Origin of the sequence: Streptomyces flavofungini, assembly GCF_030388665.1 — a bacterium.
GTDB classification, from domain to species: Bacteria; Actinomycetota; Actinomycetes; order Streptomycetales; family Streptomycetaceae; genus Streptomyces; species Streptomyces flavofungini_A.
Genome location: NZ_CP128846.1, coordinates 1,786,990 through 1,802,897, shown reverse-complemented (window position 1 = coordinate 1,802,897; position 15,908 = coordinate 1,786,990). Strand labels below are relative to the sequence as shown.

General features: G+C 71.8%; 13 protein-coding genes. 1 reads left to right on the top strand and 12 read right to left on the bottom strand.

Annotated elements, in window-relative coordinates:
• The 4 genes from QUY26_RS07025 to QUY26_RS07010 are packed head-to-tail and all read right to left on the bottom strand — an operon-like array spanning nucleotide 1 to nucleotide 5,185.
• Nucleotides 1-1,233 carry an AAA family ATPase gene (locus tag QUY26_RS07025; RefSeq protein WP_289944252.1) on the bottom strand — a complete coding sequence of 411 codons (1,233 nt, stop codon included), beginning with the start codon at nucleotides 1,231-1,233 and terminating at the stop codon, nucleotides 1-3.
• The gene (locus tag QUY26_RS07020; RefSeq protein WP_289944251.1) at nucleotides 1,230-3,551 is read right to left on the bottom strand and encodes a trypsin-like peptidase domain-containing protein; all 2,322 of its coding nucleotides are present in this window, start codon (nucleotides 3,549-3,551) and stop codon (nucleotides 1,230-1,232) included. The genes QUY26_RS07025 and QUY26_RS07020 overlap by 4 nt, the downstream gene beginning before the upstream one ends.
• A 2-nt stretch (nucleotides 3,552-3,553) precedes the next feature.
• Nucleotides 3,554-4,009 carry a CU044_2847 family protein gene (locus tag QUY26_RS07015; protein ID WP_289944250.1) on the bottom strand — a complete coding sequence of 152 codons (456 nt, stop codon included), beginning with the start codon at nucleotides 4,007-4,009 and terminating at the stop codon, nucleotides 3,554-3,556.
• Between the two features lie 45 nt (nucleotides 4,010-4,054).
• Nucleotides 4,055-5,185, bottom strand: coding sequence for an ADP-ribosylglycohydrolase family protein (locus QUY26_RS07010; protein WP_289955546.1), 1,131 nt, complete (start codon nucleotides 5,183-5,185; stop codon nucleotides 4,055-4,057).
• 308 nt (nucleotides 5,186-5,493) lie between these two features.
• Here QUY26_RS07010 and QUY26_RS07005 point away from each other — a divergent pair, with 308 nt between their 5' ends.
• Nucleotides 5,494-6,615, top strand: a complete 1,122-nt coding sequence (locus tag QUY26_RS07005) for a glycerate kinase (protein ID WP_289955544.1) — start codon at nucleotides 5,494-5,496, stop codon at nucleotides 6,613-6,615.
• Between the two features lie 209 nt (nucleotides 6,616-6,824).
• Here the strand turns inward: QUY26_RS07005 and pssA are convergent, their stop codons facing one another.
• The 8 genes from pssA to QUY26_RS06965 all read right to left on the bottom strand — a co-directional run bounded on the left by pssA (nucleotide 6,825) and on the right by QUY26_RS06965 (nucleotide 15,889).
• Nucleotides 6,825-7,682 (bottom strand): CDP-diacylglycerol--serine O-phosphatidyltransferase, encoded by an 858-nt coding sequence (gene pssA, locus QUY26_RS07000; protein ID WP_289944249.1) that lies wholly within the window; start codon nucleotides 7,680-7,682, stop codon nucleotides 6,825-6,827.
• Nucleotides 7,669-8,325 (bottom strand): phosphatidylserine decarboxylase, encoded by a 657-nt coding sequence (locus tag QUY26_RS06995; protein WP_030361809.1) that lies wholly within the window; start codon nucleotides 8,323-8,325, stop codon nucleotides 7,669-7,671. Before QUY26_RS06995 ends, pssA begins: the two co-directional genes overlap by 14 nt.
• A gap of 182 nt (nucleotides 8,326-8,507) precedes the next feature.
• Nucleotides 8,508-9,713 (bottom strand): acyl-CoA dehydrogenase family protein, encoded by a 1,206-nt coding sequence (locus QUY26_RS06990; protein ID WP_289944248.1) that lies wholly within the window; start codon nucleotides 9,711-9,713, stop codon nucleotides 8,508-8,510.
• Between the two features lie 7 nt (nucleotides 9,714-9,720).
• Nucleotides 9,721-10,245: a MaoC family dehydratase gene (locus tag QUY26_RS06985; protein ID WP_289944247.1), complete on the bottom strand. Its 525-nt coding sequence runs from the start codon at nucleotides 10,243-10,245 to the stop codon at nucleotides 9,721-9,723.
• A gap of 5 nt (nucleotides 10,246-10,250) precedes the next feature.
• Nucleotides 10,251-11,234: an HpcH/HpaI aldolase/citrate lyase family protein gene (locus QUY26_RS06980; protein WP_289944246.1), complete on the bottom strand. Its 984-nt coding sequence runs from the start codon at nucleotides 11,232-11,234 to the stop codon at nucleotides 10,251-10,253.
• Complete coding sequence (locus QUY26_RS06975) at nucleotides 11,231-13,282, bottom strand: protein meaA (protein WP_289944245.1); 2,052 nt, start codon at nucleotides 13,280-13,282, stop codon at nucleotides 11,231-11,233. Before QUY26_RS06975 ends, QUY26_RS06980 begins: the two co-directional genes overlap by 4 nt.
• A gap of 17 nt (nucleotides 13,283-13,299) precedes the next feature.
• Nucleotides 13,300-14,637, bottom strand: coding sequence for a crotonyl-CoA carboxylase/reductase (gene ccrA / locus QUY26_RS06970; RefSeq protein WP_289944244.1), 1,338 nt, complete (start codon nucleotides 14,635-14,637; stop codon nucleotides 13,300-13,302).
• A gap of 424 nt (nucleotides 14,638-15,061) precedes the next feature.
• Nucleotides 15,062-15,889, bottom strand: coding sequence for a TetR family transcriptional regulator (locus QUY26_RS06965; protein WP_289955541.1), 828 nt, complete (start codon nucleotides 15,887-15,889; stop codon nucleotides 15,062-15,064).
• Nucleotides 15,890-15,908 lie beyond the last annotated feature (19 nt).

Here is a 15,908-nt window from a genome sequence, read left to right as displayed (position 1 = left end):
CTACACCGCCCCGCCGAGTCGGTGCAGTACGGCGTCCAGGAGGGCGCCGGGCGGCAGGTCCACGCCGCCCTTGCGCAGGAACACCGCGTTCAGGAGCTGGTCCGTCGCCAACTCGCCCGGGGCGCGCCGCGCGAGGAAGGTCCGCAGCAGGTCGTCCACGCCCTCCAGGGCCTCGTCGCCCAGGTGCGCCTCGACGATGTCGCGGAGGCGCTGCTCGTCCGGCTCGGCCAGGTCGAGCCGGACACAGCGGCGCAGGAAGGCGGGCGGGAACTCGCGCTCGCCGTTGCTGGTGATCACGACGACCGGGAACTGGGAGCAGCGCACCCGGCCGCGCAGCACGGCCGCCCGCACCTGCGGATCCGCCGTGAGCACGTCGACCCGCGCCTCCTCCTCCGGCAGCCGTGCCAGCTCCGGGATCTCGAACTCGCCCTCCTCGAAGACGGCGAGCAGGTCGTTCGGCAGGTCCACGTCCCCCTTGTCGAGTTCGTCGACGAGCAGCACGCGGGGTCGCTCGCCCGGGACGAGCGCGGTGCCGAGGGGCCCGAGGCGGACGTAGGAGCCGATGTCGGTGCTGGGGGAGCCAGTCGGGGCGGGTGAGCTGGACGGGGTAGGTGGGGTGGATGGGGCAGGTGGGCCGGACTTGCCCGGCGCGCTCAGCGCGCTCAGCGCGCCCGGTGTGCCCGGTGTGCCCTGCGCGGCCGGCGTGGACGGCGCGGTCGGCGCGGCCGGGGCACCCCCGGAGCTCTCCTCCCGCTCCTTGCGCAGGTTGGACTCCCGCAGCCGCCCGATCGCGTCGTACCCGTAGAGCGCGTCGCGCAGCGTGGAGCGGCTGTTGACCGGCCAGGTCAGGACGCGGCCGAGGCCCAGCTCGTGCGCGACGGCGTGCGCGAGCGAGGACTTGCCGGTGCCGGGGTGGCCGGTGACGAGCAGGGGGCGGCGCAGCAGCAGGGCGGCGTTGACGATGTCTGACTCGTCGGGGCCGATGAGGTAGGGGCGGTGTGTCCGGGCGCCGGTGCCGCCCGCCCCGGCGTCGGGCGCGGGGGTGAAGCGGCGCCACGGCGGCGCCTCGGGGAAGTCCACGCGGCGGGTCCGCCCGTCACCGCGGAAGAGCCGCCAGTCCCCGGACGGGCCCGTGCCGCCGGGCGCCCCCGCGCCGCCGGACGACCCTCCGCCCTCGGACCACCCCGCGCCCCCGGTCGCCTCGGCCTGCTCCTGGTCCCAGTGCTCTGTCATGCGGTGCCTGCTCCTCGGCCGGGGTCGGTGGTCGGGGTCGTACGCGGCAGGGGGCCGTGCTCTCCCCGCCGCGGAGGGAGGCCGGGGTCGGCGAGCCGGGACCCGGGGCCTTCCCTCACGAGGATGTCGGGGTCGGTCAACCGGGCCCGGGGCCCCTCCCACGGGCCGGGCTCCCCTGCCGTCGGGTCCTGCCACGCGGCCGGTTCCTCCCAGACGAGCGACGGTCTGCCGGAGGGACCGGCCGCCGTGGTCGTGGCGGCGAGGACCTGCACCCGGAACTCGCGTACGCGGTCGGGGAGCCGGTGCAGCAGCCCCGTGGGGGTGAGCGGGTCGAGGCGGTCCGCGTCGCCGTCGCCGCGGGCGTCGCGGTCCCACAGCACCACCGGCACGCCGAGCGCGAGGCAGACCTCCAGGAGCCGGCCGCGCAGGGCGGGCGGTGCGTGCAGGACGACCTGGTTGGCGTCGTGGTGACCGGCCGTCAGGAGCGCGGCGACCTGCCGGGCGTCGGCGTGCGCGCCGTCGACGACGAGGGCGCGGCCGTGCCCGTCGGCCCAGCGGCGCCGGTGCTCGGCCTCGCGCCGGGGCACCCGGCGGCTCATCTCCGGGCAGCGCAGCGTCACCGGATAGCAGACGCCGAGCGGCAGGCTCGGCACGAACTCGTTGGGGCTGCCCGCGTCCCACTCGTCGACCGGCAGGTGCAGGCCCGCGCGGTCCACGGCGACGTCCACGGCGAGCGGCGTACCGGCCGGCGCGGAGAGCTCGGCGGCCTCCCTGATGAGCTCGCCGACCTGCTGCGGCGTCAGCGTCGCCTCGCTCGTACCGGTCTCCACGCGGCGCATGCCGCCGTCCGCGAGCCGCTGCCACAGGCGGCAGCGGTAGCGCTCCGGCTCCCGCGAGCCGTCCTGCGCGAGTTCCGCGAGGAGCCGCACGACCGGCTCGGACCGGGACGCCACCGCCCCCCAGCGCGCGGCGTCCGCGCGGCGCTGGTCGCGGGCCGCCGCGTGCACGCCGAGCCGGGCGCACACCCGCTCGCTCCAGAGGCGCAGCGCGTCACCCGGAGTCCTGTCGGCGGCCGCCGCGACGAACTCGACGAAGTGCACGAGGGGCGGCACGGGCGGCGAACCCGAGACCGGCACCGGGTCGTGATAGCCCTCCAGTTCCTCGATCACCGCCGCCACATCGGGCCCGCGCAGCCGGGCGGCGCACAGCGGCTGCGGCAGCGGCGTGAACCGCAGCGCCTCCCGCGCGGCCCGTGCGGGAAGCGTCGCGTCGGCCGCCACGACCTGGCCCAACACCCGCTCCAGGAAGGCGAACTCGGACGTCGAGAGCAGCCCGGCCGCGCTGACGGCCCGGCCGAGGGCGAGCAGCGGCGTCAGCTGCTCGGGCCGCGTGCCGTACGGTCCGGCCGCCACCAGGGACTCGCTGAGCGTGGGCAGCGCCCTCGGCGTGGCGAGCAGGTCGGCGGCGAGGGCCTCGACGGCCGGGGCGGGCGCGCCGTGCGCGGTGGCGCGGCCCAGCTCGGAGTCGAGCCTGCGGACATGGTCGGCGCGTACGGCGGGGTCGCCGAGCAACGACCTGAGCACGGCGACGAGTTCGGCGGCGACCGGGTCGTCGGGCACCGGCGCCCGCGTGCCGCGGCACGCGTCGACGACGTCGTCGGCCCCGGCGGCGTACAGCTGCTCGCGGATCGCCTGCCACGGCAGCGCCCAGGTGCGCCGCACCGTCTGTCCGGCGTGCAGCCCGTGGCCCGCGTCGCCGCCGTGCGCGAGCCGCCCCACGACGAGGCCCGCCGCGACCGTCCCGCCCTCCGTCCACAGCGGGCCACCGCTGAAGCCGGGGCCGATCGGGGCGCCCGACAACTCCCCGTCGAGGTAGCCGAGGCGGTCGTCGAGCAGCTTCAGGCGGGCGTCCGCGAACGTGATCGGATCTCCGCAGCCGTGCCAGGCCCGCAGCCGCTGCCCCTGTGCCATCTCCGTCCAGGCGACCGGCGCCGTCCCGGCCGGCGCGGGCTCGCTCAGCGCGAGCACGCACAGGTCGCCCTGCCACGCGGCGCCCCCGCCCCGGCGCGGCGGCAGCCACACCTCGATCTGCGCCTTGATCCGCACCGTCCGCCGTTCGAATCCGACCTGCAGCACGTCCGCGACGGGCCGCTGCTCGCTCAACGGCGCCAGACCGAGCGCTTCGTTGACGACGTGCGCGCAGGTCAGGACCCGGTGCGCGGACAGCAGCGCGGCCGCTCCGACAGCCGATTCGTCCGCCCGCGCGAGCACGGCGACGACCGGCGGCGCCCCCGCCGCCACGCCCGGCCACCCGGTCACGCTCAGCCCTCGCCCCGGCCGCCCGCGGGCACCCCACCCGAAGGCTCCCCGGAGCCCGCACGCCCCGTCCCGTCCGTACGCCCCGTCTCCTCCGTACGCCGCCACATCGCCGACACCGTCATCGTGGCCGTCCCCTTCACCCCGACGATGCCGAGCTTGAGGTCCTTGCCCACCTCGACGCCGAACTCGACGCCGAACTCGTCCGGCGGGTGCTCCGCCCCGGACACCGAGGCGTGCACCTGGTCGAGCAGCGGGCCGAGCGGCCGCAGCGTCGCCCGCAGCGTGTCGGCGGCCAGCGCGGCGGCCCGGCCGCCGCCCCCGCTGGACACGGGGCCCGGCACGCCGAACTCGGCGGGCAGAGCGCCGTCGTCGGAGGCGGCCGGCGGCGCCTCGCCCACGTCGGCGAGGCGCACCCGCAACGCGGCGCCGGAAAGGTCGAGTTCAAGGTACTCGGGCATGAGCACATTGTGCCGATCACCGCCCGGCGGCGGCAGAACTTCGCGCTACTCCCGCGAGCCCGCGGGCTCCGTCGCCGCCGACTCCCCGGCCGCCGCGGCCTCCCGCACGCTCCGCCGCGCCAACCGCGCCGTCCGCTCGGCCAGTTCACTGATCCGCGCCCCGTCGTAGCCGAACACCGCGCTGCGCACCCGGTCCCGCAGCGGATCGCGCCACTGCGCGGGAACGGCCGCGGCCCCGCACAGCACTCCGGCGACGGACCCCGCCGTCGCGCCGTTCGAGTCGGTGTCCAGGCCGCCCCGGACGGTCAGCGCGATCGTGCGGGTGAAGTCCCCGTCGCCGTACAGCAGCCCGGCCGTGAGGACACCCGCGTTCGGCACGGCGTGGATCCAGTCGAGCCCCGCCGTCTCGCTCTCCACCGTCGCCAGGGTCTCCTCCCAGCTCAGCGACGCCTCGTACAGCGACATCACCCGGCGTACCGTCCGCGCGAACCGGCTGCTCGCCGGGATCACCGTGAGCGCGGCGTCGAGCGCGTCCCGCGGCCCGGCCGCCGTGAACGCCGCCGCGACCAGCGCCGCCGCCCACATCGCCGCGTACACGCCGTTGCCGGAGTGGGAGAGCACGGCGTCCCTGCGGGCGAGGGACGCGGCCCGGCGCGGGTCGCCCGGGCAGGTCCAGCCGAAGATGTCGGCGCGGATCAGCGCCCCGATGAACTCCTGGTACGGATTGTCGTAGGTGGCCGTGAGCGGCGGTTTGAGCCCGTTGGCGAGATTGCGGTACGCGGCGCGCTCCGCCGTGAACGTCTGGAGGTACGGAAGGCGCCGCAGCCACAGCCCGCCCACCTGCTCGGTGGTGAAGCCGAACCCGTGCGACTCCAGGAGTTCCAGGCCGAGGATCGCGTAGTCCACGTCGTCGTCGCGGCAGCTGCCGTCGACACGGCCGCGCACGCAGGCACGCCACTCCGGGCGCAGCTCGAAGCCGACCGCGCCCTCCGGCGGCTCCGGCAGGTAGTCGGTGAGCGGCAGCGCGTCGGTGAGCCGCAGATAGCGGTCGATGCGGTCGCGCGTCCAGTAGTCACCGCGCTCCACGGGCTTGCCGAGCATGTTCCCGGCGACCCGGCCGAGCCAGCCGCCGTGGACGCGGTCCAAGAGCGGGGTGTCCTGTCCTTTCGACGTCATGGGTCCGGTGTACCCGAAGCCGGGGGTGCGCCGCGCGCCGCCGACCAGGACCCGGGGATGATCGATCATCTCCCGCATGGCCCCGGCACCGCTTTGCCCCGACATGGGAGGACATCTCGGGTCAGTGGATCAAGGCGTGACCCGCTCGACCATGGGCAGCGGCCCCCTCCTGCGGTTATGGTCGCAGCGGCGCGACTGCCTTGACGCGAGCAAGGCCCGAAGAGCAAGGGGAATGCAAGGTGGCGGACGCTGCAGAGACGGCGGGAGACGGCGCGGCGCGCGGCGCCGGGGGCACGGGCCGCGGCCATGTGCTGATCGCCGCGGACAAGTTCAAGGGGTCCCTCACGGCCGTGCAGGTCGCCCAGCGCGTGACCGCGGGCCTGCACAGCGTGCTGGGCGACCTCCCGGTGCGGGCGCTGCCCGTGGCCGACGGCGGTGACGGCACGGTCGACGCGGCCGTGGCAGCCGGTTTCGAGCGCAGGCAGGCGCGGGTCACCGGGCCGCTCGGCGCGGAGGTGGTGGCGGCGTACGCGCTGCGCGACGGCACGGCCGTCGTGGAGATGGCGGAGGCCTCCGGGCTCCAGCTGCTGCCCGCGGGGACCTTCGCGCCGCTCACGGCGACGACGTACGGCAGCGGCGAGCTGCTTCGCGCGGCCCTGGACGCCGGCGCGCGCACCATCGTCTTCGGTGTCGGCGGCAGCGCGACGACCGACGGCGGCGCGGGCATGCTCGCGGCGCTCGGCGCGCGGTTCCTGGACGCGGCCGGTGAGCCCGTCGCGCCCGGCGGCGGGCCCCTGCGGGAGCTGGCGTCGGCCGACCTGTCCGGCCTCGACCCGCGGCTCGCGGACGTCGACATCGTGCTCGCCAGCGACGTGGACAACCCGCTGACGGGCCCCAAGGGGGCGCCCGCGGTGTACGGGCCGCAGAAGGGCGCCACGCCGGACGACGTCGCCGCCCTCGACGCCGCGCTCGCCCACTTCGCGCGGGTCCTCGCGCGGGACGCCGGGCCGCAGGCCCTGAAGTACGCGGAGGCGCCGGGCGCCGGCGCGGCGGGCGGCATCGGCTACGGGGCGCTGGTCGGCCTCGGGGCGTCGTTCCGGCCGGGCATCGACGTCATGCTGGACGTCCTCGGCTTCGCGCCCGCGCTCGCCGGGGCGACGCTCGTCATCACGGGGGAGGGGTCCCTGGACGAGCAGACCCTGCACGGCAAGGCTCCCGCCGGGGTGGCGGCCGCGGCCCGCGCCGCCGGGGTCGACGTCGTCGCCGTCTGCGGGCGGCTCGCGCTGCCGCCGTCGGCGCTCGGCACCGCCGGGATCCGGCGGGCCTACGCCCTCACCGACATCGAGCCCGACGTGTCCCGCTGCGTGGCCGAGGCGGGCCCCCTCCTGGAGCGCCTCTCAGCCAAGATCGCCACGGACTTCCTGACCTGAGCTCGGCCCGGCCCGGCCCGGCCCGCCTTCCACCCGGTGGGCAGTCGTCCCGCAGGGCGATAGGGCTCTCCCCTGCCCGAGCGCGGCCGAGAGCTTGGGGAAGGGTGGGCACAGTCCCGTCCGGCGGTCACGGTGACTCCGACGTCCATGAACGCCTGAGGGGCCCGAACCGTTCGGTTCGGGCCCCTCAGAGCTGTGTACAAGCGCCGCTACGGCAACTGCGTCGCCCGGGCCTCACGCCGGTTGTCCCGGAAGTTGTTCACCCGCCGAGCCGTGGCGAACAGCGGGATCACCGCACCGAGGACGAGCTGCAGCGCGCAGCCGGTCTGAAGGAGCAGCTGTCCGCCGGGCGCGTCGAAGGCCCAGGCGGCGAGCAGCCCCATCGCGGAGACGATCCAGGCGAGCATGGCGACCGCGAGCGGTCCCCGGGGCTTCGGGTACTCGACCCGGCTCACCATCAGCCAGGCCGTGCCGATGATCGCCAGGAGCGTGGCCACGAAGGGCAGCTCCAGAAGCACGATCGAGACCACCGTCAGCGCCCCGAAGGGCGAGGGCATGCCCTGGAACGTGCCGTCCGGCAGCGTCACGCAGGAGAATCTCGCAAGTCGCAGCACCACCGCCAGGAGGACCACGATGGCGCCCATCGCCGCGACCCGCTCGTGGGCGTCTCTGGCGACCATGCCGTACACGAGCACGAAGTAGGCGGGTGCGAGACCGAAGCTGATCAGGTCGGAGAGGTTGTCCAGCTCCGCGCCCATCGGCGACGACCGCAGCTTGCGGGCCACGAGGCCGTCGAAGAGGTCGAAGACGGCGGCGCACAGCATCAGGATCACCGCGGTGGCGGCGCTGTTGCGGGCCATGCCCGACTCGTCGCCGGACAGGTGCGGGATGAGGATCCCGGTGGTGGTGAAGTACACCGCCATGAATCCGCACGTGGCGTTGCCGAGCGTGAGGGTGTCCGCTATCGAGAGGCGCAGCGACAGCGGCATGTCCTCGTCGGCGTCGTCCACGGTGTCCACGGACTCGGGCACCCAGCCCGCCTGTGTCTCCGGATCAGTCACGGTCAATGCGAGTCACCCCAGCCACGGTCTTCTGACCCACCTCGACATCCACCTCGACGCCCTCGGGCAGGTAGATGTCGACGCGCGAGCCGAAGCGGATCAGGCCGATCCGCTCGCCCTGCTCCACCTTCGTGCCCTGGGGCACGTACGGCACGATGCGCCGGGCGACGGCGCCCGCGATCTGGATCATCTCGATGTCGCCGAGCTCGGTGTCGAAGTGCCAGACGACGCGCTCGTTGTTCTCGCTCTCCTTGTTGAACGCCGGGACGAACCCGCCGGGGATGTGCTCCACGGACGTCACCGTGCCCGCGAGGGGCGCGCGGTTGACGTGGACGTTCAACGGGCTCATGAAGATCGCGACGCGGGTGCGTCCGTCCTTCCACGGCATGATGCTCTGCACCACGCCGTCGGCCGGGGAGATCACCCGGCCCTGGGTGATCTCACGCTCGGGGTCGCGGAAGAACCACAGCATTCCGGCCGCGAGGGCGGTCGCGGGCACGGCGACCGCCGCCGCGCCCTTGGAGCGGCGAGCCTTGGCCAGGCTGAGTGCCGCGGTGGCCACGGTCGGCAGGAGCCACGGCGATGCTCCGCGCGCGAGGCGTACGCCGGCCAGGCTGTCGCGAGGTGCAGAGGTTTGGCTGTGGGGCATGGATGACCTTCGTAGCGGATGATGCCGCACTGCATACGGGGGGACGGCGGCTTTCCCGGGATCGTATCGGTTGCGAGCCACAACTGGGCAAGCCAGGAAGCCGAGTCGGCCGCCGGAGCGTGCTGACTGGGTGTGATCTTCTTCTCGAATAAATCTCGAAGGAATCACTCCAAGTCGGACATTCAGCCCTGGAATCGATACTCTTCGAGGAGTCGTCGGCCAATGATCATTTTCTGGATCTCGGCGGTACCTTCACCGATGAGCAACATCGGTGCCTCGCGGTAGAGACGCTCGATCTCGTACTCCTTCGAGAAGCCGTAGCCACCGTGAATCCTGAACGCGTCCTCTACGACTTCCTTGCAGTATTCGGACGCCAGATACTTCGCCATTCCGGCTTCGAGGTCGTTTCGCTCCCCGGAGTCCTTTTTGCGTGCTGCGTTCACCATCATCGCATGGGCGGCCTCGACCTTGGTAGCCATCTCGGCCAGCTTGAACTGAATCGCCTGATGCTGGGCGATCGGCTTTCCGAAAGTGTGACGTTGTTGGGCATACGAGACACCCAGCTCGAAGGCACGCTGTGCGACGCCGCAGCCACGCGCGGCGACATTCACGCGGCCGACCTCGACTCCGTCCATCATTTGGTAAAAGCCTCGCCCGGTCTGTCCGCCGAGCACGCGATTGGCCGGAATGCGCAGGCCATCCATGATCAGTTCGGTGGTGTCGACACCCTTGTAACCCATCTTGTCGATCTTCCCGGGGATGGTGAGGCCCGGACGCACCTCGCCGAAGCCCGGTTCCTTCTCCACCAGGAAGGTCGTCATCGACTTGTGGGGGGCCGTCCCCTCGGGGTGTCCTTCGTCACTTCTGACGAGTACGGCGACCAGCGTTGACGAGCCCCCGTTCGTCAGCCACATCTTCTGACCGTTCAGGACGTAGTCCTCGCCGTCCCTGACCGCCTTCGACGTGATCGCCGACACGTCCGAGCCGAGCCCCGGCTCCGACATCGAGAACGCGCCCCGCACCTCACCCGTCGCCATCCGCGGCAGGAAGTGGTCCTTCTGCTCCTGGGTGCCGTGCTGCTTGAGCATGTACGCCACGATGAAGTGGGTGTTGATGATGCCGGACACCGACATCCAGCCGCGCGCTATCTCCTCCACGCACAGCGCGTAGGTGAGCAGCGACTCGCCGAGACCCCCGTACTCCTCCGGGATCATCAGGCCGAACAGGCCCAACTCCTTGAGGCCGTCCACGATCGCTTGCGGGTACTCGTCACGGTGCTCGAGCTCCGTGGCCACCGGAATGATCTCTTTGTCGACGAATTCCCTGACGGTGGACAGGATTTCCTGCTGGACGTCGGAGAGCCCGGCGGTCTGGGCGAGTCGGGTCATCACGGCCTCACTTCTCGGTCTTCTGCTGCGGGGCGTTCAGCTCCGGGCGGCCGGGCTGTTCGCCGCCGCGCTCCTTGATGTACGTCTCGGTGGGCACCATGACCTTGCGGCGGAACACGCAGACCAGCGTGCCGTCCTGCTTGTAGCCCTTGGTCTCCACGTGCACGATGCCGCGGTCCGACTTGGACTTCGACGGCGTCTTGTCCAGGACCGTCGTCTCGCCGTAGATCGTGTCGCCGTGGAACGTCGGCGCCACGTGCTTGAGCGACTCGACCTCCAGGTTCGCGATCGCCTTGCCGGAGACGTCCGGGACGGACATGCCGAGCAGCAGCGAGTAGATGTAGTTGCCGACGACGACGTTCTTGCCGAAGTCGGTCGTCGCTTCCGCGTAGTTGCTGTCCATGTGCAGCGGGTGATGGTTCATGGTGAGCAGACAGAAGAGGTGGTCGTCGTACTCGGTGACCGTCTTGCCGGGCCAGTGCTTGTACACGGCGCCGACTTCGAACTCCTCGTAGGTGCGGCCGAATTGCATGATCCCTACGCCTCCGGGGCCTCGAACGTGCTGGTGCGCTTCATGCCCGCGGCCCGGCCCTTGCCGGAGATCACGAGCGCCATCTTGCGGCTGGCCTCGTCGATCATCTCGTCGCCGAGCATCGCGGAGCCCTTCTTGCCGCCCGCCTCGGACGTGTAGTAGTCGTACGCGTCCAGGATCATCTCGGCGTGGTCGTAGTCCTCCTGGGACGGCGAGAAGATCTCGTTGGACGCCTCGACCTGGCCCGGGTGCAGCACCCACTTGCCGTCGAAGCCGAGGGCGGCGGCGCGCCGGGCGACCTCGCGGTAGCCGTCGATGTTGCGGATCTGCAGGTAGGGGCCGTCGATGGCCTGGAGGTTGTTGGCGCGGGCGGCCATGAGGATCTTCATCAGGATGTAGTGGTACGCGTCCGCCGGGTAGCCGGGCGGCTGCTCGCCCACGACCAGCGACTTCATGTTGATCGACGCCATGAAGTCGGCCGGGCCGAAGATGATCGTCTCGACGCGCTGGGAGGCCGTCGCGATCTCGTTGACGTTGTTGAGGCCCTGGGCGTTCTCGATCTGCGCCTCGATGCCGATCTTGCCGACCTCGAAGCCCATCGTCTTCTCGATCTGGGTGAGCAGCAGGTCCAGGGCCACCACCTGCTGGGCGTCCTGCACCTTGGGCAGCATGATGCAGTCCAGGTTCGGCCCCGCGCCCTCGACGACCGTGACGACATCGCGGTACGTCCACTCGGTCGTCCAGTCGTTCACGCGCACGACCCTGGTCTTGCCCGTCCAGTCGCCCTCGTTGAGGAACTTGACGATGGTGTGCCGCGCCTCCGGCTTGGCGAGCGGCGCGCAGGCGTCCTCCAGGTCGAGGAACACCTGGTCGGCGGGCAGGCCCTGGGCCTTCTCCAGGAAGCGCGGGTTCGAGCCGGGCACGGCCAGGCAGGAGCGGCGCGGGCGGAGCCGGTTCACGGCGCCGGGCTGCGTCTGGGACGGGGTCATGCGGGGACCTCCAGGGGGTCGAGGTGGTTCGCTTTGCGGATCTCGTCGACGATACGGCCGATGATCTCCGTGATGCCGAAGTCCTTGGGGGTGAACACGGCGGCCACGCCCGCCGCCTTCAGGTCCTCGGCGTCGCTGGTGGGGATGATGCCCCCGGCGATGACGGGAATGTCGTGCGCGCCCGCCGCGCGCAGGCGCGTCAGGACGTCCGGGACGAGCTGCGCGTGCGAGCCGGAGAGGATCGACAGGCCGACCGCGTGCACGTCCTCCGCGAGCGCGGCGTCCACGATCTGCTCGGGGGTCAGCCGGATGCCCTGGTAGACGACCTCGAACCCGGCGTCACGCGCGCGCACCGCGATCTGCTCGGCGCCGTTGGAGTGCCCGTCCAGGCCCGGCTTGCCGACCAGGAAGCGCAGCTTGCCGCTGCCGAGGTCGGCGGACGTCTTCTCGACCTTCTCGCGGACCAGGGCGAGCGGCGTGCCCGCCTCCGCGGTGACCGCGACCGGCGCCCCGGAGACGCCCGTGGGCGCCCGGAACTCGCCGAAGACCTCCCGCAGCGCGCCCGCCCACTCGCCGGTCGTGACACCGGCGCGCGCGCACTCCAGGGTGGCCTCCATCAGGTTGCCGGTCCCTGCCGCGACCTCCTTGAGCCGGTCGAGCGCCTGCTGGACGGTGGGGAAGTGGTAGGGGTCTCCGAGGCCCTGCCGGTCCGACGACTCCTGCCGGGTGGTGCGCCAGGTGCCGATGGCCTCCACGACGCGCGCCTCGACCGCCGGGTCGACCGTCATGATCGCCGTGTCCAGGTCGGCGGTGAGCGGGTTCGGCTCCGTCGTCTCGAAGACGTTCACGCCGATGATCTTGTCCTCGCCGGCCTCGATCCGCGCCCGCCGCTCGGCGTGCGAGGACACCAGCTGCGCCTTCAGATAGCCCGACTCGACGGCGGCCATCGCGCCGCCCATCTGCTCGATGCGGTCCATCTCCGCGAGGGACTCCTCGACCAGGGCGTCCACCTTGGCCTCGATCACGTGCGAGCCCGCGAAGATGTCCTCGTACTCCAGGAGGTCGCTCTCGTGCGCGAGGACCTGCTGGATGCGCAGCGACCACTGCTGGTCCCAGGGCCGGGGCAGGCCGAGCGCCTCGTTCCATGCGGGCAGCTGCACGGCACGCGCGCGGGCGTCCTTCGACAGCGTGACGGCGAGCATCTCCAGGACGATGCGCTGGACGTTGTTCTCCGGCTGTGCCTCGGTCAGGCCGAGCGAGTTGACCTGCACGCCGTAGCGGAAGCGGCGCTGCTTGGGGTTGCTGATGCCGTACCGCTCGCGCGCGACCCGGTCCCAGATGCGGCCGAAGGCCCGCATCTTGCACATCTCCTCGATGAACCGCACCCCGGCGTTCACGAAGAACGAGATCCGCGCGACGACGTCGCCGAACTTCTCCTCGGGCACCTGCCCGGACGCGCGCACCGCGTCGAGCACCGCGATCGCCGTGCTCATCGCGTACGCGACCTCCTGCACCGGCGTGGCCCCGGCCTCCTGCAGGTGATAGCTGCAGATGTTGATCGGGTTCCACTTCGGGATGTTCGCCACCGTGTACGTGATCATGTCGGTGGTCAGCCGCAGGCTCGGCCCCGGCGGGAACACGTGCGTGCCGCGCGACAGGTACTCCTTGACGATGTCGTTCTGCGTCGTCCCCTGGAGCTGGGTGATGTCGGCGCCCTGCTCCTCGGCGACGACCTGGTACAGCGCGAGCAGCCACATGGCGGTCGCGTTGATCGTCATGGAGGTGTTCATCTGCTCCAGGGGGATGTCCTGGAACAGCCGCCGCATGTCGCCGAGATGGGACACCGGGACGCCGACCCGGCCCACCTCCCCGCGCGCGAGGATGTGGTCCGGGTCGTAGCCGGTCTGCGTCGGCAGGTCGAAGGCGACCGACAGACCGGTCTGGCCCTTGGCGAGGTTGCGCCGGTACAGCTCGTTCGACGCCTCGGCCGTGGAGTGACCGGCGTAGGTGCGCATCAGCCACGGCCGGTCTTTCTGGCGCTCAGTCATGTATGGGCCCTCGCCCCTCAGATGTCGCGGAAGCGGTTGATGGCGTCGAGGTGCAGCGCCCGCTTCTCCGCGTCGCGCACGCCGAGCCCCTCCTCGGGCGCGAGCGCGAGGACGCCGACCTTGCCCTGGTGGAGGTTGCGGTGCACGTCGTAGGCGGCCTGCCCGGTGTCCGCCAGGGAGTACACCTTGGAGAGCGTCGGGTGGATCTTGCCCTTGGCGATCAGCCGGTTCGCCTCCCAGGCCTCGCGGTAGTTGGCGAAGTGCGAGCCGATGATGCGCTTCAGCGACATCCACAGGTAGCGGTTGTCGTACTCGTGCATGTAGCCCGAGGTGGAGGCGCAGGTGGTGATGGTGCCGCCCTTGCGGGTGACGTAGACGCTGGCGCCGAAGGTCTCGCGGCCGGGGTGCTCGAAGACGATGTCGATGTCCTCGCCGCCGGTGAACTCGCGGATGCGCTTGCCGAAGCGCTTCCACTCCTTGGGGTCCTGGGTGCGCTCGTCCTTCCAGAACTTGTAGCCCTCGGCGTTGCGGTCGATGATCGCCTCCGCGCCCATCGCCCGGCAGATCTCCGCCTTCTGCGGGCTGCTGACCACGCAGATCGGGTTGGCGCCGCCGGCCAGCGCGAACTGCGTGGCGTACGACCCGAGTCCACCGCTCGCGCCCCAGATCAGGACGTTGTCGCCCTGCTTCATGCCGGCGCCGTTGCGGGAGACGAGCTGGCGGTACGCGGTGGAGTTCACCAGGCCGGGGGCCGCCGCCTCCTCCCAGCTCAGGTGGTCCGGCTTCGGCATCAGCTGGTTGGACTTCACCAGGGCGATCTCCGCGAGGCCGCCGAAGTTGGTCTCGAAGCCCCAGATGCGCTGCTCGGGGTCGAGCATCGTGTCGTTGTGGCCGTCGGAGGACTCCAGTTCCACGGACAGGCAGTGCGCGACGACCTCGTCGCCGGGCTGCCAGGCGTTCACGCCGGGGCCGGTGCGCAGGACGACGCCCGCGAGGTCGGAGCCGATGACGTGGTACGGCAGGTCGTGGCGCTTGGTGAGATCGCTCAACTTGCCGTACCGCTCCAGGAAGGCGAAGGTCGAGAGCGGCTCGAAGATGGACGTCCACACGGAGTTGTAGTTCACGGACGAGGCCATCACGGCCACCAGGGCCTCGCCGGGGCCGAGTTCGGGCACCGGGACCTCGTCCAGGTGCAGCGACTTGCGCGGGTCCTTGTCGCGGGTGGTGAGCCCGGCGAACATCTCCGTCTCGTCCTTGTGCACGGTCACCGCGCGGTACGACTCGGGCAGCGGCAGCGCGGCGAAGTCGGCGGCCGAGGTGTCCTGCGATTGGATCGCGTCCAGGATTTCCTGCATGGGTTGCCTCCGGCGAAGGGCGCTCCGAGGGAGAGCGCTCTGAGGGGTACGTCGGGGTGGTCCTTGAAAGCGGGGCGGTGCCGTCGGTTCGGCGGAGGTGGTGCTCGGCGGCGCCCTGGTGGGGCGCGGGGTGCCTGTGACGCAGGCGTCCGGGCGCGCTTGCCAGTGGCTCGCGGGGACAGCCGGCGGGGGAGGTTCTCCACCCGTCGGCCGCCCGGACAACATCAACGTATGACACCGCGTGCCAGTCGGCAAGACACTCAGTGCCAACAATTTCTCTCAGTTGTCACCGGGTGGGTTCATCTGAGCGATGATCGATCATTGCAGGTCAGAGGGTGTGCCATGAGTACGCAAAAGCCGGACGGGCCGACTACCTGCCGGTAGGTAGTCGGCCCGTCCGGCTTCTGAGGGCACTCCGCGGGGTCTACCCGCGGTCTCGCAGTGCCTTCTCGATGGTGCGCATGACTTCGTCGAGAGGGGCGTCCGTGCGGGCGACGGTGACCAGGACCTCGCCACCGTCGGAGACCGTCGCCACCGGACCGGAGGGCACCGTGTCCCGCCCCGCGGGAATGCCCGTCCCGAACGTCCGCCGCACGATGCCGAAGGCGTGGTCGAGCTGCCCCTCCACGTCCCCCTGGCCCCCGGCCCGCAACCAGCGCCGCAGGACGTGGTTGTGGGCCGTGACGACGGCGGACGCGGCCACCTCCGCGAGCAGCGGATCGTCGTTGCCGTGGTGGTGCGCGTGCTCGTCGAAGTGCCCGAGGAGATAGCGCGTGAAGAGCCGTTCGTAGCGCGCCACGGAGGCGATCTCGCGCTCGCGCAGCGTGGGCACCTCGCGCGTGAGCCGGTACCGCTCCACGGACACGGCCGGCGAGGCCGCGTACATCTTCATGACTTCCTTGATGCCGCGGCACACCGTGTCGAGCGGGTGCTCGTGCGCGGGCGCCGCGTTGAGCACGGCCTCCGCGCGGATCAGGGTGTCGTCGTGGTCGGGGAAGATCGCCTCTTCCTTGGACCGGAAGTGGCGGAAGAAGGTCCGCCGGGCCACCCCGGCCGCGGCGGCGATCTCGTCGACCGTCGTCGCCTCGTACCCCTTGGACGCGAAGAGTTCCATGGCGGCGGCCGCCAGCTCGCGGCGCATCTTGAGCCGTTGTGCGGCGGCGCGGCTGCCCGCGGCGCTCTCCGGAGCGTCGGGCGTAGCTGTCGTACGTGAGGACTTGGCGGCCTTGGGCATGACCCGAACGTACTGCATGTGCGCAGCTGAGTGCGCC